Source organism: Halomonas stenophila (assembly GCF_014192275.1).
Taxonomy (GTDB): domain Bacteria; phylum Pseudomonadota; class Gammaproteobacteria; order Pseudomonadales; family Halomonadaceae; genus Halomonas; species Halomonas stenophila.
In genome coordinates this window covers 308617-330209 of sequence record NZ_JACHXR010000005.1, presented here as the reverse complement: position 1 = coordinate 330209, position 21593 = coordinate 308617, and the positions used below count along the sequence as shown (strand labels likewise).

Sequence of the window (21593 nt, the reverse complement as noted above, 5' to 3'; positions counted from 1 at the left end):
TCGGCCACCGCCTCGGCGCGCTCGAGCTTGGCCACCAGGCCGATCTCGGCGCCGGCCTCGCCGAGCAGCGCGCGGGCTTCCTGCATGTCGGCGGCATGGCGCGGGAAGGACACCGCCAGGTAGTCCACGCCGATAGCGATGGCGGTCTCGAGGTCGGCCTTGTCCTTGTCGGTCAGCGCCGGCGCCGAGAGGCCGCCGCCCTGCTTGTTGATGCCCTTGTTGTTGGACAGCTCGCCGCCCACCACCACGGTGGTGTGGATGGCGCTGCCGGCGACCCGGGCGACGTCGAGCACCACCCGGCCGTCGTCGAGCAGCAGGCGGTCGCCGGCCGTGACGTCGTCGGCCAGGGCCTGGTAGTCGCAGCCGACCCGCTCGGCATCGCCGTCCTCGCCATCGAGGGCCACGTCGATCACGAAGGGCGCGCCCTCGGCGAGGTCGACGGCGCCGTCGCGAAAGCGGGCGATGCGGATCTTGGGCCCCTGCAGGTCGCCCAGGGCGGCGACGCTCCGGCCCTGCCGGGCGGCGATCTCGCGCACCGCGGCGAGCCGGCGGCGGTGGTCGTCCGCCGAGCCGTGGGAGAAGTTGAGGCGCACCACGTCGACGCCGGCGGCGATCATCCGCTCGAGCACGCCCTCCCGGTCGCTGGCGGGACCCAGGGTGGCGACGATCTTGGTGCGACGGATCGGCTCGTGGATCGGAGCATGGGGGGGCAGTGTCGTCATGAGCTCCTCGGCAGTACCAGGATGGCACGAAAGTCGTTGACGTTGGTGCGCGTCGGCCCGGTCATGATCAGGTCGTCCAGCGCCTCGAAGAAAGTGTAGGCGTCATTGCGTGACAGATAGTCGTCGGGCTCGAGACCGAGCGAACACATGCGTGTCCAGCAGTCCGGGCCGAAGACGGCGCCGGCATTGTCCTCGGAGCCGTCGATGCCGTCGGTGTCGATGGCCAGGGCATGGATGCCCTCGGCGCCCTCGAGGGTGGCGAACAGCCCCAGCAGGAATTCGACGTTGCGCCCGCCGCGGCCGTCTCCCTTGACCGTCACGCTGGTCTCGCCACCCGACAGGATCACCAGCGGTCGCTCCAGGTCGTCCTGGGCGGCCAGGGCCATGCGGCCCTGGGAACGGCCCAGTTCGCGGGCCTCGCCCTCCAGATCGTCGCCCAGCAGACGCACCTCGACGCCGTCGCGCTCGGCGGCGGCCTGCCCGGCCGCCAGGGCATCCCGGGCGCGGGCCAGGATCTCGCTCTCGTCGCGGGCGAAGGCCGGATCCTCGGGGCGCGGCGCCTCGGTGTTGCCTTCCAACTGACGGCGTACCGCCGCCGAGACCTCGATCCCGTAGCGATCGAGGATCGCCAGGGCCTCGACCGGCGTGCTGGCGTCCGGCAGGGTCGGCCCGGAAGCGATCAGCGAGGCCTCGTCGCCGGGCACGTCGGAGATCAGCCAGGTCAGCACCCGAGCCGGATGGGCGGCGGCCGCCAGCCGGCCGCCCTTGATGGCCGACAGGTGCCGGCGCACGGTGTTGATCTCGCGAATCGGCGCACCGCTTCTCAGCAGCGCCTTGTTGATGGCCTGTTTCTCGGCAAGCCGGATACCGGGTGCCGGCAGGGTCATCAACGCCGAGCCGCCGCCGGAGATCAGGGCGATGACCAGGTCGTCCTCGCCCAGATCCTCGACGGCCTCGAGCATCCGGCGGGCGGCCTTCTCGCTCAGGTCGTCGGGCATGGGGTGCGAGGCCTCGAGGACCTCGATATGGCGACACTCGGCGCCATGGCCATAGCGGGTCACCACCAGGCCGGACAGCGGCGCCTGGGGATGGCGCGCCTGCCAGGCGCGCTCCAGGGCGGCCGCCATGGCGGCCGCCGCCTTGCCGGCCCCTACCACCAGGGTGCGGCCGGCCGGGGGATCGGGGAGCCGGTCGGGCAGCAGCGTGTCGGGATGCACGGCCTCGACGGCGATCTCGCCGAGCCGCGTCAGCCAGGCGCGCGCCGCCTCGGGCCGGTCGCAGGAAAGCAGGGGGGAAAGGGCATTCATTCGGGGGTCTCCTTCGAAAAAGGGCCCGATGACGAGCCGGGGAGCTACAGGGGAAGACTCGACACCGGGCAAGGGGCCGTCAAGCGACGACCCAGGCAGGCGACGACCCGACGCCTGCCATCAGGGAGCAGTCACCTCCCCTGTCCTCCGCCGGCCATCGGTGATGGCCGGCGGCACGGACTCAGCGGTTACCGACCTCGTGGTCGGAGAGCTTCTCCAGGGCACGGAGGATGCCGGCGTGGTCCCAGTCGGCGCCACCATGGGCGACACAGGCCTGGAACAGCTGCTGGGCGTTGGCGGTGCCGGGCAGCGCGAGGTTGAGGCTGCGCGCCCCTTCCAGTGCCAGGTTGAGGTCCTTCTGGTGCAGGCGGATCTTGAAGCCCGGATCGAAGGTGCGGTTGATCATGCGCTCGCCGTGGACGTCGAGGATCTTCGACTGGGCCAGGCCGCCGAGCAGCGACTCGCGGACCTTGGCCACGTCGGCGCCGGCCCGGGAGGCGAACAGCAGGCCCTCGGAGACCGCCTCGATGGTCAGGGCGACGACGATCTGGTTGGCCACCTTGCAGGTCTGGCCGGCACCGTGACCGCCGATGTGGGTGATGGTCTTGCCCATCACCTCGAGCAGCGGCTGGGCGCGCTCGAAGCCTTCCTCGGTGGCACCGACCATGATGGTCAGGGCCGCGTTGATGGCGCCGCCCTCGCCGCCGGAGACCGGGGCATCGACGTACTCGCCACCGGCCTCGGTGATGCGCTTGGCGAATTCCTGGGTGGCCAGCGGGGCGATGGAGCTCATGTCGATCACCAGGGTACCCGGCTTGAGCCCCTCGATGACGCCGCCCTCGCCGAACAGCACCTCATCGACGTCCGGGGTATCCGGCACGATGGTGATGATCACCTCGGAGGCCTCGGCGACCGCCTTGGGGTCGGCGAGCTCCTGCATGCCCTTGGAGGCCAGGGCCTCGTCCAGGGTGCCACGCTTGACGGTGGTCAGCTCGTGGCCGGCGTCCAGCAGGTGGCCCGCCATGGGACGGCCCATGATGCCCAGTCCGATAAAACCGATCTTGCTCATGGTTCTTCTCCTGTTCGTCTCTCGTGTCGTTGTGAACTCAAGCGTGCCGCAGCTGCCGTCATCGCTTGGGGCTGATCCGGCGGCAGGCCTACGAGGAGGCGCTGTAAACCCATCCCTGGGCGCTACCGATGCCATCCCTGGCATAGGACCTCCTCTTCGGCCTGCCCCCGGCGCCCCTCGCTTAGCGCTCACGACCTGTCTCTGGCGTCTATGATCGCGGGCAGTCAGGCAACGGGCTCCAGGTATCTTGTGTTGTCTCTGTCAGGGAAAAGCGGACCTCGAGAGCCAGGGCGTCAGCGCACGGCATCCAGCCAGCCCAGCCCTTCCCTGGTGCCCGCCCGGGGCTTGTACTCGCAGCCGATCCAGCCCTGATAGCCCAGGCGATCGAGATGGGCGAACAGGAAGGGATAGTTGATCTCGCCGGTACCCGGCTCGTGGCGACCCGGATTGTCGGCCAGCTGGACGTGGGCGATGCGATCGAAGTGCTTCTCGATGGTCGGCGCCAGGTCCCCTTCCATGATCTGCATATGATAGATGTCGTACTGCAGCTTCAGGTTGCCGCTGCCCACCTCGTCGAAGATCGCCAGCGCCTGCTCGGTGCGGTTGAGGAAGAAGCCCGGGATGTCGCGAGTGTTGATCGGCTCGGCGATCAGCAGGAGGCCGGCGGCCTCGAGCTTCTCGGCAGCGAAGCGCAGGTTGCTGACCAGGGTCTGGCGGGCCTCGTCGTCGCTCACGCCGGAGGGCTTGATGCCGGCCAGGCAATTGACCTGGGTGTTGCCCAGGACCCTGGCGTACTCGATGGCGCGGTCGACGCCGGCGCGGAACTCCTCGACGCGGTCCGGATGGCAGGCGATGCCGCGCTCGCCGGCACCCCAGTCACCGGCCGGCAAGTTGAACAGCACCTGGGTCAGGCCATTGTCGTCGAGGCGCCGCTTGATCTCGGCGGCCTCGAAATCGTACGGGAAGAGATACTCCACGCCCTTGAAGCCGGCCTCGGCGGCGGCCTGGAAGCGGTCGAGGAAGTCCACCTCGGTGAACAGCATGCTGAGATTGGCGGCAAACTTGGCCATGTGAATCTCCCTGTGTTGTCTCGTGTGTATCAGCGTACCTCTCGAGCCGCCCGGCCGCCGGTCCCCACCGGCGGTCGGGCGGTCGCCGTCCTCAGCGCAGGGCGGCGATGGAGGTCGGGGCGTCGGTAACGTTCTCGGCCAGGGCCTCGAACTCGTTGACGCCGCCCAGGTCGGTGCCCATGGAGATGTTGGTCACCCGCTCGAGGATGACCTCGACCACCACCGGCACGCGATGCTGCTTCATCAACTCGCGGGCCTGCTCGAAGGCCGGGGCGATCTGATCGGGCTCGGTGACGCGGATCGCCTTGCAGCCCAGCCCCTCGACCACGGAGACGTGGTCCACGCCATAGCCGTTGATCTCCGGGCAGTTGATGTTCTCGAACGACAGCTGCACCTGGTAGTCCATGTCGAAGCCGCGCTGGGCCTGGCGGATCAGCCCCAGGTAGGAGTTGTTCACCAGCACGTGGATGTAGGGCAGGTTGAACTGCGCGCCCACGGCCAGCTCCTCGACCATGAACTGGAAGTCATAGTCGCCGGACAGGGCGACGATCTCGGCCTCCGGGTCGGCGCGACGCACCCCGAGCGCGGCCGGGATGGTCCAGCCCAGTGGGCCAGCCTGGCCGCAGTTGATCCAGTGGCGCGGCTTGTAGACGTGCAGGAACTGGGCGCCGGCGATCTGCGACAGGCCGATGGTGCTGATGTAGCGGGTGTTCTTGCCGAACGCCTTGTTCATCTCCTCGTACACGCGCTGCGGCTTGACCGGCACGTCGTCGAAGTGCGTCTTGCGCAGCAGGGTGCGCTTGCGCTCCTGGCACTCCTCGGCCCAGGCGCTGCGGTCCTTCAGCCTGCCCTCGGCCTGCCATTCCCTGGCCACCTCGACGAACAGCTCGAGCGCCGCCCTGGCGTCGGAGACGATGCCGTAGTCCGGGCCGAAGATGCGCCCGATCTGGGTCGGCTCGATGTCCACGTGGACGAACTTGCGACCCTCGGTGTAGGTGTCCAGCGTGCCGGTGTGGCGGTTGGCCCAGCGGTTGCCGATGCCCATCACGAAGTCGGACTCGAGGAGGGTGGCGTTGCCGTAGCGATGCGAGGTCTGCAGGCCGACCATGCCCGCCATCAGTTCGTGGTCGTCGGGGATGGTGCCCCAGCCCATCAGGGTCGGGATGACCGGCACGCCGGTCAGCTCGGCGAACTCGGTGAGCAGGTCGCTGGCATCGGCGTTGATGATGCCGCCCCCCGCCACCAGCAGCGGCTTGTCGGCCTCGTTGAGCATGCCCAGCGCCTTCTCGATCTGGGCGCGGCTGGCGGCCGGTTTGTAGGCCGGCAGCGGCTCGTAGGTGTCCGGATCGAACTCGATCTCGGTCATCTGCACGTCGATGGGCAGGTCGAGCAGCACCGGCCCCGGACGCGAACTGCGCATGATCTGGAAGGCCTGCTGGAAGGCGCGCGGCACCTGGGCCGGCTCCCGCACGGTGATGGCCCACTTGGTGACCGGCCCGGCGATGGCCTGGATATCCACCGCCTGGAAGTCCTCCTTGTGCAGCTTGCTGACCGGCGCCTGGCCGGTGATGCACAGGATGGGGATGGAATCCGCCGAGGCCGAGTACAGCCCGGTGATCATGTCGGTGCCGGCCGGGCCGGAGGTGCCGATGCACACCCCGATGTTGCCCGGCTGGGTGCGGGTATAGCCCTCGGCCATGTGCGAGGCGCCCTCGACATGGCGCGCCAGCACGTGGTCCACGCCGCCGACCTTGCGCATGGCGGCGTAGAAGGGATTGATGGCGGCCCCGGGCAGCCCGAAGGCGACCTCGATGCCTTCCTTGCGCAGCACGTGAACGGCAGCTTCCGCAGCGGTCATGCGAGCCATGGCGATTCCTCCAGTGGTGGCTTTTATTCTTTGGAAAATATTTCTGTATACAGAGACTAGACCCGCCCGAGGAACGCCGTCAAGATTTTTTGGAAAACATTTCCAATCGATAGCAGACAAAAAAATACCCAAGCCATAACAGCAGCTTGGGGTATTGGAAAATTTATCCATGAATTCAAGGACCCCGGCGCCGGACGCCAACCCCCCGGAAGGGATAGGGACCGGCCCGGGCAAGCAACGCTCGTATACCCTCAGGGCTCGAGGCGCAGGCTCGCCTCGCCGATGCCGGCAAAGACCAGCCGGGCCTGCTGCCCGGCGAGCATCTCCACCACCCCGTCGAAGGTACCGGTAGTGATCACCTCTCCGGCAGCGAAGCCCTCGCCGTCCCGGACGAGGCGGGCATTGATCATCTCCACCAGCAGCGCAGCCGGGTCGCCGCCGGGATGACCACCCCGCCCGGCCAGGGCCACCTGGCCGTCGAGGGTCAAGCGGTACTCGGCATCGACCAGTCGATCCAGCGCCCCTGGCGCGACGCCGCTGCCGAGCACGAAACCGCCGTGGCTGAGGCCGTCCGCCAGCTGCCACAACGCCGGCACCTCGGGCCAGCTGTCGAAACGGCTGTCGACCACCTCGATGGCGGCATGCAGGCCACTGACCCGGGGGGCGATCTCGGCCAGGGTGTAGGGCGTGGCCCGGGCCGGGATCGCCTCACCCAGCACCACGGCGAGCTCCGGCTCGAGGAACACCACCTGGTGATCGCGGCGGTGGCAGACGCCGGGCGAGGCCTGGTTGAACTCGCGGAACAGCCGCGAGTAGCGCGGCGTCTCGCCGCGCACGATGCCACCGAGCTTCCAGCCGGCAGGAGTGCCCAGCGTCGCCGAGACCCGTTCCTGGATGGCGTAGGCATCGGCCTCCTCGGCCAGGGGGATATCGCTCGGTACCGGGGTCGGGCGACCCTGGCGGTGGGCCTGAATCAGGCGCTCGGCACCGGCGGCGATGATCTGGTCTCGTGTCATGCTCAGAACCCCTTGGCCGCGCCGCGCGGCCGGGCCGGCTGGGGCTTGTCGCACTTCAGGAACTGGCCATATCCCGGCTCGGCGCTGGGCCGGCCGTCCCTGGAGACCACCCGGCCCCGACACAGGGTCAGCACCGGCTTGCCGGTGAGCTCGAGTCCCTCGTAGGGGGTGTAGTCCACGGCATGGTGCAGGTCGGCGTTGCGCACCGTGGTGCGGGCGGCGGGATCCCACAGGGTCAGGTCGGCGTCGCTGCCGATGGCGATGGTGCCCTTGCGCGGATAGAGACCGTAGATCTTGGCCGGCTGGGTGGCGGTCAGCGACACGAAGCGGGTGGCGTCGATGCGCTCCTTGACCACCCCCTCGGAGAACAGGATCGGCAGGCGCGTCTCCAGCCCCGGGATGCCGTTGGGAATATGCGCGAAGCTGGCCGATTCACCGTGCAGCTTCTTGCCCTGGGGATCCTCGTAGCGGAAGGGTGCATGATCCGAGGAGAACACCTGGAAGACGCCGCTCTCCAGGGCCTCCCAGACCGCCTCCTGGGCGGCGGGATCCCGCGGGGGCGGGCTACACACGCACTTGGCGCCCTCGAAGCCCTCCCGGTCCAGGTCCTCGGCGGTCAGCATCAGGTACTGGGGGCAGGTCTCGCCGTAGACCCGCAGGCCGCGACCCTGGGCCCAGCGGATCTGCTCGATGGCCTCGGGGCCGGAGACATGCACGATCAACAGCGGCACGTCGATCAGCTCGGCCAGCGAGATGGCCCGATGGGTGGCCTCGCGCTCGGCGATACTCGAGTGCGCCACTCCGTGGTAGTAGGGCGCGGTCCGGCCCTGCTCCTCGAGCAGCTCGGTGAGATAGGCGATGCAGTCGGCATTCTCGGCGTGCACCATCACCATGCCGCCCTCGCGCCGGGCCATGGCCAGCACGCTGAGCACCTCGCGATCGTTGAGCTTGAGGTCGTCGTAGGTCAGGTAGATCTTGAAGGAGCTGTAGCCCTCCTCGATCAGCGCCGGCAGCTCCTCCTTGAGCACCGTCTCGGTGGGATCGGTGACGATCATGTGGAAGGCATAGTCGACGAAGGCCTTGCCCTCGCTGCGCCGGTGGTAGTCCCCCACCGCGGCGCGCAGACTGTGGCCCTTCTGCTGGGCGGCGAAGGGGATCACCGTGGTGGTGCCGCCGCAGGCCGCCGAGCGGGTGCCGCTCTCGAAGTCGTCGGCCATCACCGCGCCGTCGCCGAGCGGCTGGTCCAGGTGGCAGTGGGCATCGACGCCGCCGGGCATCACCCACAGGCCCCGGGCGTCGATGACCTCCTCGGCCTCGCCCAGGTCCTGGCCCAGGGCGACGATGCGCCCGTCCTTGAGGCCGATGTCGGCGGTGTAGCGGTCGGCCGCGGTGATGATCAGGCCGTTGGTGATCAGGGTATCGAAGCGTGACATGTCGTGTGCCTCGTCGGGAGTGTCAGGGTGTTGGGAAAGGAGTTCTAAACGGGCGTCAGGCATGGCCTAGCCCATGGCGTTGGGGAGCCATAGCACCAGGCCGGGCCAGAGCGTGATCAGCAGCACGAAGAGCAGCATGATGGCGAGGAACGGCAGGCTGCCGATCATGACATCGCCGATGGAGCCGCGGCCGCGTACGCCCTGGACCACGTAGAGGTTCATGCCGATGGGCGGGGTGATCAGCGAGATCTCCATCATGACCACCAGGAAGATGCCGAACCACACCGGGTCGAAGCCGAACTGCACCACCATGGGCACCACGATGGGCACGGTGGCGATCATCATCGACAGCGTCTCGAGGAAGCAGCCCAGCACCAGGTAGAAGATCACCAGCGCCAGGATCAGGCCCAGCGGCGACAGCCCCAGGTCGGCGACCCACTGGGTCAGGGTGTGAGGAATGCCGAGGATGCCCACGATGTAGTTGAGGAAGAACGCCGCCACGATGATCAGCATGATCATCGCCGTGGTACGGGCCATCGACAGGAAGCACTCGTGGAGCATGGTCAGGGTGAGCTTGCGATTCATCGCCGCCAGCACCAGGGCCGCGACCACCCCCAGCGCCGCGGCCTCGGTGGGCGTGGCCCAGCCGCTGTAGATGCTGCCGATGACGATGGCGAAGACGAAGGCCGGCGGCAGCAGATCCACCAGCGACGCCAGTCGCTCGCGCAGCGAGGCCCGCGGCTCGCGCTCGCCGGCCACGCCCGGGCGCAGCAGGCTGAAGGCCATGATCGCCAGCATGAAGGCCCCGGCCAAGGCCAGGCCCGGGAGGATCCCGGCGATGAACAGCTTGCCGATGGAGGTGTTGGTGATGGCCCCGTAGATGATCATGTTGATGCTGGGGGGGATCAGGATGCCCAGCGTCGCCCCGGCGGCCAGGGTGCCCAGCGCCAGGCGCTCGCTGTAGCCGCGCTCGGCGAAGGCCGGCAGTGCCACGGTGCCGATGGTGGCGGCGGTGGCCACCGAGGAGCCGGACATGGCGGCGAACACCGAGGAGGCGCCGATATTGGTGTGCAGCAGTCCCCCGGGCATGCGGTTCAGCCACACCGAGAGCGCGCTGTACATCCGCTCGGTGATGCCGCTACGCAGCAGCAGTTCCCCCAGCAGGATGAACAGCGGGATGGCGGTGAGGATGAAGTCGTTGAGCGTCCCCCAGAGGGCATCGCCGAAGGAGAACAGCAGCGGCGTGCCCAGGTACATCAGGGTGCCCAGGGCGGCCACCGAGAAGATGGCCACCGCCACGTGGATGCCGGCCGCCATCATGCCCAGCATGATGACAAAGCCCACCAGGACCTCGATTGCGGTGATCATGACGGATTCCCCTGCGGCGTGGTGGTCATGTCGTCGGCCTGATCCTGCCGAGCGTAGTCATGCCGGGCCTCGTCGAGCTCATCCCGGGCGCTGCGGGGACCGTAATCCCGGTTGAGCGCACGGAATCGACCGGTCACGAGCTGTCCCATGGCATGCAGGGCGAGCAGGCTGGTCAACACGGCGAAGACCCCCAGCCCCAGGACCCACAGGCTCTGCGGGATCCACAGCGGGGTCTGCAGCGGGGTGCTGGCGAGGCTGCCGAACTCCAGCGTCTCGTGCAGCGTCTCGACGGCCCGCCACAGCATGAACAGCGAGAAGCCGGCCAGCAGCAGCATGGCCGCGGCGTTGAGGGGGGCCTGGACGGGGCCCGGCAGACGTGACATCAGCACATCGACCCGGGTGTGGGCGCGATGCAGCAGGGCGTAGGCGAAGCTGAACGAGACGCCGATCGCCAGCACGTAGCCACCGATCTCGTCGACGCCCTGCAGGGAGAAGTTGAAGAGCTTGCGAGCGATCACCTCGAAGGTGATCAGCAGCGACAGGCCCAGCGCACCATAGCCGGCGGCGACGGCGGCGCCATGGGCCAGTCGGCGGGCGAACCAGTAGGGACTCCGGGATACCATCGGGCACCTCCACGGGCGCCCCGGCCACGGCCGGGGCGCGGGTTGACGACGCTTACTGGATGGTCAGGCCGGCGGCCTCGCCGACGGTGGCGTTCCAGTCCTCGACACAGGCGTCATACTGCCGGCTGCAGGTCTCGGCCCACACCGGCAGCACCGCCTCGCTGGTGATCGTCTCGACCAGCTGACGGGAGTCCGGGTCGATCTCTACCAGGTCCATGTCGTAGGCCTCGTGGCTGGCGCAGCTGTCCTGGCCGGTGTTGCAGGCGATGGCGTCATCGTTGACGTCGTAGGCCAGCTCCCACATCTGGTCCTCCAGGCGGGCGAAGGCCTCGGTGAGTTCGCGCTGCTGGGCCTCGCTGAAGCTGTTCCAGGTATCGAGGTTCATGAAGTGGCCCTGCACCGAGTAGGCCAGCGGCAGCGGCACGAAGGTGTCGGTGACCTCGGGCCACTTGCCGTTGTTGCCGGCGGAGGGCGCGGTCACGCCGCAATCGGCCACGCCGCGCTGCAGGGCCAGGTAGACCTCGCTGAACTGCAGGGTCACCGGTGTTGCCCCGAGCCCCTCCACCAGGCGGGACATGGAGGGTGTGAAGACGCGCACTTTCTTGCCTTCCAGGTCCTCGACGCCGTCGATGTCGCCGTTGCAGAACATCATCTGCGGCCCGAAGGGCCAGAGCGTCATCAGCTTGGCGTTGAAGCGTTCCTGCAGACGCGCATCGAACGTCTCGCGTACCGCGTCGACCGCCTCGCGCTGGGCATCGAGACCGGCGGCCACGCCCGCCAGGTCGATGCCCTCGAAGAAGGGCTCGTCCCGCGAGGCCATGCCGATCTGCACCGACATCACGTCGAAGGCGCCGGAGCGGATCAGGCGCAGGGCGTCGGCCGCCTCGACGCCGATGGCGTCCATGGGGTTGTAGACGACCGCCAGGTCGTCGCGGGCATCGAGCTCGCTGAAGAAGGGCCGCTCGACCTCCTCCACGTGGAGCTTGTTGCCGGAGAAGTTGCCGACCGTACGCAGCATGGTCTCGGCCTGGGCCAGCCCGCCGAGCAGCATGCCGCCGGCCAGCGACACGCCCAGTGCGATTGCCTTGGGAGTCATGGTTGGCATCGGGTCACCTCTTGATTGGGATTGTTGGTGGTCTTGCCGTTGCGTCTTGCCTGTCTCAGTGCCTGTTTCAAAATCGCATCTACGAGATACGCGTTAGCGCCTCCCGGGCCTGCGCCGCCAGGCGCGGGTCCTGGAAGAGTTGCCCCCAGCCCACGATCCGGGCGGGATCGACGCCGGCCAGGGCGAGCGTCTTCCATACCGTCACGCTGACCGAGTCGTAGATGGGGATGCCGAGCTCCCGCTCCAGCTCGGGCACGATGCGCGCGCCGCGCAGGTTGGTGCACAGAATGGTGATGGCCTGGGGCCTGGCCTTTGCCACTTCGCGCACCATCCGCGCCAGGGTGGCCTCATCGTATTCGGAGAAGGAGAAGTTGCCGCGATCGTTTAGGTGGCGCTCGGCGACCACCTCGATGCCCGCCTTTGCATAGTTGGCGACGATCGCCGCCTGGATGTCGTCGAGGTAGGGCGTCACCAGCCCCAGCCGGGTCACCCCGCTGCGTTCGAGCGCCTCGTTGAGCGCCAGCACGCTGGTGGTGGCCGGCACCCCGGTGGTCTCGGTGATGGCGGCGCACAGCTTGCTATCGGTCTCGAAGCCCAGCCAGCTGGCCGAGGTGCCGTTCCAGGCGATGACGTCCATACGCGCGTCGTTGAGCCGTCGGGCGGCCTCCAGCAGCGGGGCGGGATCGAACTGCGCGAGCGCCGCTTCGCTCAACGAGATCTCCTTGACCGTGAAGCGCTGGAAGTGGGCGGTCACCTCGGGCATCAGCTCGTGCAGCAGGGCCGCGGTGTAGGGCTCCAGCACGGTGTTGGAGGACGGCGTCAGCATGCCGATGAGGGTTCGGTTCATGGGCGAAATCCTTGTTTTTATCGTATCCTGCATTTTGAATTCAAAATACACGAACCCAAGCGTTGCACAAGTCCGAGATTTTGCAAGTACACTTTTCATCCCACGGCCCGCCCCCCACCTCGGCCGCGACACCCGCAGGAGATTCCATGGACGACACCACCGACCTCGCCACCCGCCAGGACACCCCGCCGCAGCCGCGACTACGGCGCCTGTCGCTCTACGAGGCGGTCGCCGAGCGCCTGCGCGAGATGGTGCTGGAGGGCGAGCTGCCACCGGGCAGCCGAATCTCGGAGAAACGGCTCTGCGAGACCTTCGAGGTCTCACGCACGCCGCTGCGCGAGGCGCTCAAGGTGCTGGCCAACGAGGGGCTCGTCGAGCTGCTGCCCAACCGCGGCGCCAAGGTGACCGAGGTGGAGCCGGGGGAAGTCGCCGACCTGTTCGAGGTCATGGTGGAACTGGAGGGGCTGTCCGGGCGGCTGCTGGCGAGCCGCGCCGGCGAGGCCGAGATCGCGGAGATCCGCGAGCTGCACCAGAGGATGATGGCGCACTACCGCCGCCAGGAGCGGCCGGAGTACTTCGCGCTCAACCAGCAGCTGCACCGGCGGCTGACCGAGATCGCCGGCAACGCCGTGCTGCTCGAGCTGGAGACGTCGCTGACGGTGAAGGTCACCCGGGCCCGCTATGCCGCGAACCTCCAGCTGGGACGCTGGGAGGAGTCGGCCCGGGAACACGGCGAGATACTGGCCGCCCTGGAGGCTCGCGACGGCGAGGCCCTGTCACGCGCCATGCGCGAGCACATGCGCCGGACCGGCGATGCGGTGATCCAGGGACTGGGCGGTGCCTGAGGGCGTGGTGCGGCACAGCGAGACGGACAATGCCGATAAATACAAATATTCAACTCTATGATTTTTATGTATTAATAAAAAAATCGTATTCTGTATTTTGTATTTATCCATATCCTGACCTATGGTTTTCCTTGACCGCGCCCCGGGCGCATCCACCGCCACCCACCGCGAAGGAAAACCGCATGACAACAACAACGCGCATCACCCGGATCTCCACCAGCCTGCTGCTCGCCCTCGGTCTCGGTTCGCCGCTGATGGCCAGTGCCGACACCCTGCGCTTCGGCGGCAACTTCACCGATGACCACTCCAGCAGCCGCGCCATGGCGATCTTCCAGGAGCAGCTCGCCGAGCGCACCGACGGCGAGCTGACCGCCCAGCTGTTCCCCAACATGCAGCTCGGTGGCGCCGGCGAGAACGTCGACCAGGTCGCCTCCGGCGCCATCATGGGCACCTGGATCGGGGTCTCCTATCTGTCGCGCACCGTACCGGAGCTCGAGGCCCTGAGCCTGCCCTTCGCCTTCGACAATCGCGAGGACGCCTTCGCGCTGATCGACGGCGAGATCGGCGAGCTGCTCGACGAGAAGCTCGCCGAGGCCGGCTTCACCGCCCTGGGCTACATGGAGCTGGGCTTCCGCCACGTCACCAACGACGTGCGACCCCTCGAGTCGCTGGAAGACTTCCAGGACCTCAAGATCCGCCTGCAACCCAACCAGACCCACCTGGACACCTTCCGCACCATCGGCGCCAACCCGGTCTCCATGGACATCAACGAGGTCTACGGGGCCCTGCAGCAGGGCGTACTGGACGGCCAGGAGAACCCCTACAGCATCATCAGCACCAAGCGGCTCGACGAGGTGCAGCAGCACCTCTCCGACACCGGCCACTTCTACGACTACATCGTGGTGGTCGCCAACCGCGACAAGTTCGAATCGCTGAGCGAGCAAGAGCGGCAGGCCGTGCAGGCCGCCATGGACGAGGCCGTGGCCTGGCAGCGTCAGACCGCCGCCGACGAGGACGAGGCCGCCCGCGAGACGCTGATCGAGCGCGGCATGGAGTTCACCCCCATCGACGACGAGACCCGCGGCGCCCTGCGTGAGGCCAGCCAGGGCGTGGTCGATGACCTGCGCGACAAGATCGGCGCGGACATCGTCGACCGGGTGCTCGAGGAGCTCGCGTCATGACACCCGTCTGGCACCGGCTGGAGGCGTATGCCTCCAGCCCCTTCAAGCGCCATTTCCTGCACGTCCTGGCGTTGCTCGATCGCAGCTCCTACTTCGCCATCCTGGTGGCCATGGGCCTGATGACCCTGCTGGTCTCGGCCCAGGTGTTCGCCCGCTACGTGCTCGGCACCTCCATCGACTCCGCCGACGAGCTGTCGCGCCTGTTCTTCGTCTGGGCGATCTTCCTGGCCATCCCCCACGGCATCAAGGTGGGCATCCACGTGGGCATCGACGCCCTGGTCAGCCTGCTGCCGAAGGCCCTCCAGGACCGGCTGGCGCAGTTGATGGCGCTGATCGCCGCCGTGTTCATGGCGGCACTGTTCTGGATCAGCCTCGGCGCCGTGGCCGACAAGTGGCAGGAGCTGATGCCGACCCTGCCGATCACCGCCGCCGTCTTCTACATCGCCGTGCTGATCTGTGCCGGCCACGGTTGCCTGCATCTGATCGCCCAGGCCGCTCGGCTCGAGCCGCTGTCCAGCGCGCCCCCCGGCCGTCAAGGAGGGAATGACTCATGACCCCCGCCATCGTCTTCACCTTCCTGGGCTTCGCCCTGCTGCGCATGCCGCTGGCCTTCGCCCTGGGGCTGGCCTCGCTGGTCGGCCTCTACATCGGCGGCATGGACTTCGCCGTGCTGCCCCAGCGCATGATGCACTCGGTCAACAGCTTCCCGCTGATGGCCATCCCGCTGTTCATGCTGGCCGGCGAGCTGATGGTCGCCGCCGGCATCCTGCAGCGCCTGGTGGACTTCGCCAACTCGCTGATCGGCCGCGTCCACGGCGGCCTGGCCCACGTCGCCATCGTCGCCGGCATGGTGCTGGCCGCGGTCAGCGGCGCCGCCGTGGCCAGCGCCAGCGCCCTGGGCAGCTCGCTGGTGCCCTCCATGCGCCAGCAGTACGACACCGGCTACAGCAGCGCCGTGGTCGCCTCGGCCGCCAACCTGGGCGCCATCATCCCGCCCAGCAACGCCATGATCGTCTACGCCCTGATGGCCGGTTCCTCGGTCTCGGTGGGCGGGCTCTTCATGGCGGGCGTGGTGCCCGGCGTCATCCTGGCGGTGGGTTTCATGGGCCTGGCCAGCTTCATCTCGATGCGCCGGGGCTATCCGCTGGCCGGCGGCGAGATCGGGCTCAAGCACGTCCTGGTCCAGACCTGGCGCGCCCTGCCGATCCTGCTGATGCCCATCGTGGTGGTCGGCGGCATCGTCGCCGGCGCCTTCACGCCCACCGAGGGGGCCGCCATCGCCGTGGTCTACGCCCTGCTGATCGGCTTCTTCGTGACCCGCCAGCTGCGCCTGTCGGACCTGCCCAAGGCGATGTTCCACGCGGCGGTGACCGCCGCCATGGTCGGAGCCCTGATCGCCTTCGCCTCGACCATGACCTTCGCCTTCACCATCGACCTGATCCCGATGCAGCTCACCAACTGGATCCAGGGCGTCACCTCCGATCCGCTGATGTTCCTGCTGCTGGTCATGGCCCTGCTGATCGGGGTGGGCATGTTCATCGAGTCCAACGCCGCCTACATCATGCTGGTGCCGCTGCTGGCACCCATCGCCCTGGCCTACGGCATCGACCCGCTGCTGTTCGGCTTCCTGTTCGTGATGAACCTGGTGGTGGGCATGATGACGCCCCCGGTGGGCGTACTGCTGTTCGTGATGTGCGGCATCTCCAACCTCAGCCTCAACGAACTGATGAAGAGTGCCTGGCCGTTCATCGCCTTCCAGTACGTGGTGCTGATCGCCTGCATCGCCTTCCCCGGCATCGTCACCTGGCTGCCCCGCGCCCTGGGCTACTGACCACCCCGAGAAACGAAAGAAAGACGACGCGCGTCCCCGCCCCACGGGTGGGGCCGGGCCCCTGCGCCTGGAACACCGACGCCAACAAGGAACGACAAGAGAACACGCCATGAAACTTCTGGTCATCAACCCCAACATCTCCGCGGACGTGACCCGTCTGATCGAGGCCGAGGCGCGGCGCAGCACCCGGCCCGGCACCGAGCTGACCATGGCCACCGCCCCCTTCGGCGTGGCCTATATCGAGACCCGGGCCGAGGCCCAGATCGGCGGCTATGCCGCCATGCAGGTCGCCGCCGAGGCCCATGCAGAGCACGATGCGGTGGTGGTCGCCGCCTTCGGCGACCCCGGCCTCACCGCGCTGCGCGAGATCCTGCCCATCCCGGTGGTGGGCATGACCGAGGCCGCCCTGGTCAGCGCCTGCCAGCAGGGCAGCCGCTTCTCGGTGATCGCCATCTCCCAGCGCATCCAGGCCTGGTATCGGGAGACCATCGCCGCCTACGGCTTCGCCGAGCGCCTGGCCAGCATCCGCGCCCTCGACGAACCGCTGGCCCATATCGGCCACGTCCAGGAGGACCAGGGCGAGCGCCTGGTCGCACTGGCCGAGCGCGCCGTGGCCGACGACGGCGCCGACGTGCTGATCCTGGCCGGCGCTCCCCTGGCGGGGCTGGCCCGCACGGTGGCGCACCGCCTGCCGGTGCCGGCCCTGGACGGGGTGACCTGCGCCCTCCACCAGGCCCAGGCCATGGTCGACCTGGCGCCCACCGCCCCCAGCGGCGGCAGCTTCGCCGCTCCCCCCACCAAGGACTGCCGGGGCCTGACCGACGCCCTGTCACGCCTGGTCGGCCGCCAGCCGCTCGCCACCCAGGGCGCCTGATCTCCGGCCCGCCGTCGCGGCGGGCCGGCGGCCTTCTCGGCTCGCGTCCGGACACCGTATACTGTACGCATCCTGGCCCTCGAGCCTCGCGACCCCTCGACCCAAGGAGACCATGCCCATGACCACGGACACCGAGGCGCCCGTCGCCGACGATACCGCCAACCGGCGACGCATCCAGACCACCTCGCTCGCCCAGGAGGCCTACCGGGTGCTGCAGCGGATGATCGTCCACGGCGAGCTGGCGCCGGGCGAGCGGATCGTCGAGCCGGCCCTTTGCGACCAGCTGGGCATCTCGCGCACCCCCTTGCGCGAGGCCCTGCGCATGCTGGCCAGCGAGGGACTGATCGCCACCCGCCGCAACCGCAACGCCGTGGTCACCCGCATCGATCCCCGGGAGCTCGAACACCTCTTCGAGGTGGAGGCCGGCATCGAGAGCCTGGCCGTGGCCCTGGCCGCCGAGCGCATGACCAACACCGAACTCAAGCAGCTCGAGGCCCTGCAGGAGCGCCTCGAGAAGCTCCACGAGAAGGGCGACCGGGACGCCTACTTCGAACTCAACCAGCGCATCCACGCCCAGCTGGTGGCGGGCGCCAAGAACCCGGTCCTCGAGGAGACCCACCGCCGCCTGCTCGGCCGTCTCGAGCGAGCCCGTTACCTGGCGCTGGACCGCATCGGCCGCTGGCAGGAATCCACCGACGAGCACCGCGCCATCCTCGAGGCACTCAAGGCCCGGGACGGCGAGCGCGCCCGGCGCCTGCTGGCCGACCACGTCCAGCACACCGGCGACTCCATCACCGATATCAATCGCAGCTGACGACGCCCCTCCCCCCTCTCCATGAACGACGACACCCGCCGAAGGGCGGGTGTCGCATATCCCAGGCAAAGCCTGAGAGCCTAAAGAAACATTTTGAGTAGTGCGGATTTATGTCGCGAGCGAAGAGAGGCTGGTCGCCGCCGGAGCACAGCCACCGGAGTGTAGCCTGCTACATGAGGATGGCGACGGTCCGACGCCTCGGCACCGCCGGCGGCCAGGATCGCTAGGCCCGTTCCGGACGGGCCAACGCACTTCCCACGTCCATGTGGGTCGTCGAGCGCAGCAATAAATCCGTGCTGACTCAACGACGCTTGCTGTAGGGCAGCGCCATATGCCGGTTGACGTCCTTGTAGAGCAGGTAACGGAAGGGGCCCGGGCCACCCGCGTAGCAGGCCTGCGGGCAGAAGGCGCGCAGCCACATGTAGTCGCCGGCCTCGACCTCGACCCACTGCTGATTGAGGTGGTAGACCGCCTTGCCCTCGAGCACGTAGAGGCCGTGCTCCATGACGTGGGTCTCGTCGAAGGGAATCACGCCGCCGGGCTGGAAGGTGACGATGGTCACGTGCATGTCGTGACGCAGGTCGTCCTGGTCGACGAAGCGGGTGGTGGCCCAGACCTCGTTGCAGTCCGGCATCACCGTCGGCGCGATGTCGTTCTCGTTGACCACGAAGGCCTCGGGCACCTCGATGCCGTCGACGAACTCGTAGGCCTTGCGGATCCAGTGGAAACGCACCGGGGCATCGGACTCGTTGCGCAGTTGCCAGTCGCTGCCCGGCGGGATGAAGGCATAGCCGCCGGGCTCCATGCGATGCTTCTCGCCGGCGATGGTCAGCACCATCTCGCCCTCCACCACGAAGAGCACGCCCTCGGCGCCCGGGTCGCTCTCGGGACGCTCGCTGCCGCCGCCGGGGGAGACTTCCATGATGTACTGGGAGAAGGTCTCGGCGAAGCCGGACAGCGGACGCGACAGCACCCACAGGCGGGTGTTCTCCCAGTGAGGCAGCTTGCTGGTGACGATGTCACGATAGACGCCCTTGGGAATGACCGCGAAGGCCTCCGTGAACATCGCGCGGTCGGTGGTCATCACCTTCTGGCCGGGGTGGCCACCCTGGGGGGCATAGTACTGACGCTGGCTCATGGGGTTTCCTCTTGTTCGCTGGTAGACGCGACGGCCAAGCCTTCCGGCAGGGTCACGCGGATGTCGATGGGGTACTCGTCGCAGTTGTTGCCCTCGCCGCCACGATCCACCACCAGGAACTCGCCCTCGCACCCCAGCACCGACTGGATGGCATGCCAGGTGCCGGCCCGGTAGTTGACGCCCTGGCGGCCGTCGGTGACGAAGGCACGTACCGCGTTCGGATCGATCGTGTCGCCGGGCGGCGCCACCACCACCAGGAAACGTTCCTCGTGCAGCGGCATGAAGGCCTGGCTGCCCTGGGGATGGCGCTCCAGGAACGACAGCTCGAGCGGCACCTCGATGGGCTGGCTGACGAAGATGCTGATCAGCGCCCTGGCCTGCTCGCCCAGGGTCTCGACCCTGGCCAGGTCGTGGTAGCGCCGGGTGCGACCGGCGTTGATATGGAAGTAGTCGGACGTGCGCGTATCGATCACGTCGCCGAACGGCGCGAAGGCCTCCGGGGTCAGGGGACGGGCCTCGAGTTCCAGCATACAACCTCCTCTCTGTGAGATGACCACCCCTCCCGGGCATGGCAGACGGTCCAGACGGACTGCCAATGGCGACGGGGGCCGAGCTCGAGGCGGAACCTCCCCAGCAACGGCCATTGACCTTCGGGTCAGCCCGTACGACCATCTTAGCCGTCGAAACGGAAATTTCAATATCGACAGATTGATGAAAAAATAATTGTGGAAATTCCTTCCACATTGAGCTTCAATCCGGCAATGACTCGACAGCCAAAGAGGAGGACGCACGACAACGCTCGCGACCCACAGCGTCGGTCGCGACTAATCAAGTGACCACTTCATTCGTGAGGACCGGCAACCCCTCAGCGACCGGTACCCACGCGATGTCCCGAGCCCATCCGCCCGGCAAGGGCGATGATGCGGCTCCCCCGAGATCCAACAACAACCCGAGGTCCCGCATGTCTCAACAACCTCAAGCCGGTGCAGCCGAAGTCGCCGACAACAAGCCCAAGCGAGCGCTTCAGATCCCCCACATCTATGTGATCCTGTTCTTTTTCATTGCTCTTGCGTCGATCGCCACCTACTTCGTGCCGGCCGGCGAGTACGAGCGCATCCCGGGGCCGAATGGCCGCACCACCATCGACGCCGAATCCTTCCAGTTCGTCGAGTCGACGCCGGTCGGGCTGACGGACTTCATGCTGGCGATCCCCAACGGCCTGATGAGCGCCGGCCAGGTGGTGTTCTTCACCTTCATGATCGGCGGCATGTTCATGGTGCTCAGGCGCACGGGCATCATCGAGATCGGCGTCGACAAGCTGAGCCGCAAGTTCGCCAACCAGCGGCTGCTGATGATTCCGGTCTTGATGACGGTATTCGCGGTGATTGCCACCATCATCGGCACCCAGGAACTGGCCCTGGTCTATGTGCCCGTCATACTGCCGCTGATGATCGCCCTGCGTTTCGACTCGGTGACGGCCGTCGCCGTGGCGCTTTGCGCCACCACCGCGGGCTTCACCACCGGCGTCCTCAACCCCATCAACACGGGGCTCGGCCAGCAGCTCGCCAACCTGCCGCTCTATTCCGGCTTCGGCCTGCGTGCCCTGGCGTTCGCCGCCGTGCTGGGCGCCGGCATCTTCTTCGTGATGCGCTATGCCCGCCGGGTTCAGCACGATCCGACCCAGAGCCTGATGCTGGATGACCCGGCCGAGGCCGAGAAACGCCATACCTATCAGCACGCCACCACCGAGGGCGCCCTGACCGCCTCGCCTCGCCAGAAGCTGGCCGCCCTGGCGACCTTCGCCTTCCTCGCCCTGCTGGTCTATGGCGTGCTGGCCCAGGGCTGGTTCATGATGGAGATGGCCGGGCTGTTCATCATCATGGGGATCGTCGTCGGCCTGATCGCCGGCCTGACCACCGTGGACATCTGCGAGGGCTTCAACAAGGGCTTCCGCGATGTGCTGGTGGGCGCCATGATCGCCGGCGTGGCACGCGGCGTCGCCGTGGTACTCGAGGATGGCCAGATCATGGACACCCTGGTCTTCGGGCTCGGCAACCTGGTCGGCGAGCTGCCCACCCTGCTGTCGGCCATCGGCATGTACTTCGCCCAGCTCGGCTTCAACTTCGTGGTGCCTTCCGGCAGCGGACAAGCCCTGGTCACCATGCCGATCATGGGACCGCTGGCCGATCTCATCGGCGTCACCCGTCAGACCGCGGTACTCGCCTACCAGCTGGGCGACGGGATCGGCAATATCCTCTACCCCACCTCCGGCTACTTCATGGCGACCCTGGCGCTGGCCGGTGTGCCCTGGCAGAAATGGGTCAAGTTCTTCTTCCCGCTGTTCTGCACCTGGGTGCTGATTTCCCTGGGCTTCCTGATGTTCGCCCAGGCCACCCAGTGGGTCGGCTGACGCCGCCAGGTCCCATGGGCTAGCAGACCCTGCCAGGCGCCGTGTCGGGCTCCGAAGTTCACCTCGGAGACCC

At 67.7% G+C, this 21593-nt stretch carries 20 protein-coding genes; 7 read left to right on the top strand and 13 right to left on the bottom strand.

Translation table 11 applies throughout. The annotated features are described in order from the left end of the window. The 11 genes from FHR97_RS11570 to FHR97_RS11520 form a co-directional block, all read right to left on the bottom strand. Window positions 1–722, bottom strand: a 722-nt coding sequence (locus FHR97_RS11570; RefSeq protein ID WP_246403953.1) for a pyruvate kinase, incomplete at its 3' end; no start/stop codon positions are given. Next, on the bottom strand, window positions 719–2029 hold the full coding sequence (locus FHR97_RS11565; protein WP_183383955.1) for a glycerate kinase type-2 family protein: 1311 nt from the start codon (window positions 2027–2029) through the stop codon (window positions 719–721). The genes FHR97_RS11565 and FHR97_RS11570, both read right to left, overlap by 4 nt. Before the next feature lie 181 nt (window positions 2030–2210). Continuing rightward, on the bottom strand, window positions 2211–3098 hold the full coding sequence (locus tag FHR97_RS11560) for a 2-hydroxy-3-oxopropionate reductase (RefSeq protein WP_183383954.1): 888 nt from the start codon (window positions 3096–3098) through the stop codon (window positions 2211–2213). Window positions 3099–3391: 293 nt separating this feature from the next. Continuing rightward, a complete protein-coding gene (gene hyi / locus FHR97_RS11555) occupies window positions 3392–4168 on the bottom strand; it encodes a hydroxypyruvate isomerase (RefSeq protein ID WP_183383953.1) in 777 nt (258 codons plus the stop codon). 91 nt (window positions 4169–4259) lie between these two features. Next, window positions 4260–6035: a glyoxylate carboligase gene (gene gcl / locus FHR97_RS11550; protein ID WP_183383952.1), complete on the bottom strand. Its 1776-nt coding sequence runs from the start codon at window positions 6033–6035 to the stop codon at window positions 4260–4262. A gap of 251 nt (window positions 6036–6286) precedes the next feature. Further along, complete coding sequence (locus FHR97_RS11545; RefSeq protein ID WP_183383951.1) at window positions 6287–7051, bottom strand: 2-keto-4-pentenoate hydratase; 765 nt, start codon at window positions 7049–7051, stop codon at window positions 6287–6289. A gap of 2 nt (window positions 7052–7053) precedes the next feature. Then, a complete protein-coding gene (gene hydA / locus FHR97_RS11540; RefSeq protein ID WP_183383950.1) occupies window positions 7054–8484 on the bottom strand; it encodes a dihydropyrimidinase in 1431 nt (476 codons plus the stop codon). A 66-nt stretch (window positions 8485–8550) separates the two neighbouring features. Beyond that, window positions 8551–9852 carry a TRAP transporter large permease gene (locus tag FHR97_RS11535; protein ID WP_183383949.1) on the bottom strand — a complete coding sequence of 434 codons (1302 nt, stop codon included), beginning with the start codon at window positions 9850–9852 and terminating at the stop codon, window positions 8551–8553. Then, window positions 9849–10475: a TRAP transporter small permease subunit gene (locus FHR97_RS11530; protein ID WP_183383948.1), complete on the bottom strand. Its 627-nt coding sequence runs from the start codon at window positions 10473–10475 to the stop codon at window positions 9849–9851. Before FHR97_RS11530 ends, FHR97_RS11535 begins: the two co-directional genes overlap by 4 nt. A 52-nt stretch (window positions 10476–10527) precedes the next feature. Then, the gene (locus tag FHR97_RS11525; protein ID WP_221187776.1) at window positions 10528–11571 is read right to left on the bottom strand and encodes a TRAP transporter substrate-binding protein; all 1044 of its coding nucleotides are present in this window, start codon (window positions 11569–11571) and stop codon (window positions 10528–10530) included. Between the two features lie 88 nt (window positions 11572–11659). Further along, window positions 11660–12427, bottom strand: a complete 768-nt coding sequence (locus tag FHR97_RS11520; protein ID WP_183383947.1) for a maleate cis-trans isomerase family protein — start codon at window positions 12425–12427, stop codon at window positions 11660–11662. A 146-nt stretch (window positions 12428–12573) separates the two neighbouring features. On the opposite strand from FHR97_RS11520, the gene FHR97_RS11515 reads away from it, so the two are divergent. The 6 genes from FHR97_RS11515 (at window position 12574) to FHR97_RS11490 (ending at window position 17972) form a co-directional block, all read left to right on the top strand. After that, window positions 12574–13272: a GntR family transcriptional regulator gene (locus FHR97_RS11515; protein ID WP_183383946.1), complete on the top strand. Its 699-nt coding sequence runs from the start codon at window positions 12574–12576 to the stop codon at window positions 13270–13272. 182 nt (window positions 13273–13454) lie between these two features. Further along, a complete protein-coding gene (locus FHR97_RS11510) occupies window positions 13455–14453 on the top strand; it encodes a TRAP transporter substrate-binding protein (RefSeq protein WP_183383945.1) in 999 nt (332 codons plus the stop codon). Further along, the gene (locus FHR97_RS11505; protein WP_183383944.1) at window positions 14450–15007 is read left to right on the top strand and encodes a TRAP transporter small permease; all 558 of its coding nucleotides are present in this window, start codon (window positions 14450–14452) and stop codon (window positions 15005–15007) included. Before FHR97_RS11510 ends, FHR97_RS11505 begins: the two co-directional genes overlap by 4 nt. Continuing rightward, entirely contained in the window at window positions 15004–16284 is a 1281-nt protein-coding gene (locus FHR97_RS11500) for a TRAP transporter large permease (protein ID WP_183383943.1), read from the top strand. Before FHR97_RS11505 ends, FHR97_RS11500 begins: the two co-directional genes overlap by 4 nt. Window positions 16285–16393: 109 nt before the next feature. Then, window positions 16394–17158, top strand: coding sequence for an aspartate/glutamate racemase family protein (locus FHR97_RS11495; RefSeq protein ID WP_183383942.1), 765 nt, complete (start codon window positions 16394–16396; stop codon window positions 17156–17158). Between the two features lie 118 nt (window positions 17159–17276). Continuing rightward, window positions 17277–17972 carry a GntR family transcriptional regulator gene (locus FHR97_RS11490; protein ID WP_183383941.1) on the top strand — a complete coding sequence of 232 codons (696 nt, stop codon included), beginning with the start codon at window positions 17277–17279 and terminating at the stop codon, window positions 17970–17972. A gap of 301 nt (window positions 17973–18273) precedes the next feature. On the opposite strand, the gene FHR97_RS11485 is transcribed toward FHR97_RS11490, so the two are convergent. Together FHR97_RS11485 and FHR97_RS11480 are read right to left on the bottom strand one after the other, a co-directional pair. Further along, window positions 18274–19110: a bifunctional allantoicase/(S)-ureidoglycine aminohydrolase gene (locus FHR97_RS11485; protein ID WP_183383940.1), complete on the bottom strand. Its 837-nt coding sequence runs from the start codon at window positions 19108–19110 to the stop codon at window positions 18274–18276. Then, window positions 19107–19640, bottom strand: coding sequence for an ureidoglycolate lyase (locus FHR97_RS11480; protein WP_183383939.1), 534 nt, complete (start codon window positions 19638–19640; stop codon window positions 19107–19109). The genes FHR97_RS11485 and FHR97_RS11480 overlap by 4 nt, the downstream gene beginning before the upstream one ends. Window positions 19641–20071: 431 nt before the next feature. Here FHR97_RS11480 and FHR97_RS11475 point away from each other — a divergent pair, with 431 nt between their 5' ends. After that, window positions 20072–21520 (top strand): YfcC family protein, encoded by a 1449-nt coding sequence (locus FHR97_RS11475; RefSeq protein WP_183383938.1) that lies wholly within the window; start codon window positions 20072–20074, stop codon window positions 21518–21520. Window positions 21521–21593 lie beyond the last annotated feature (73 nt).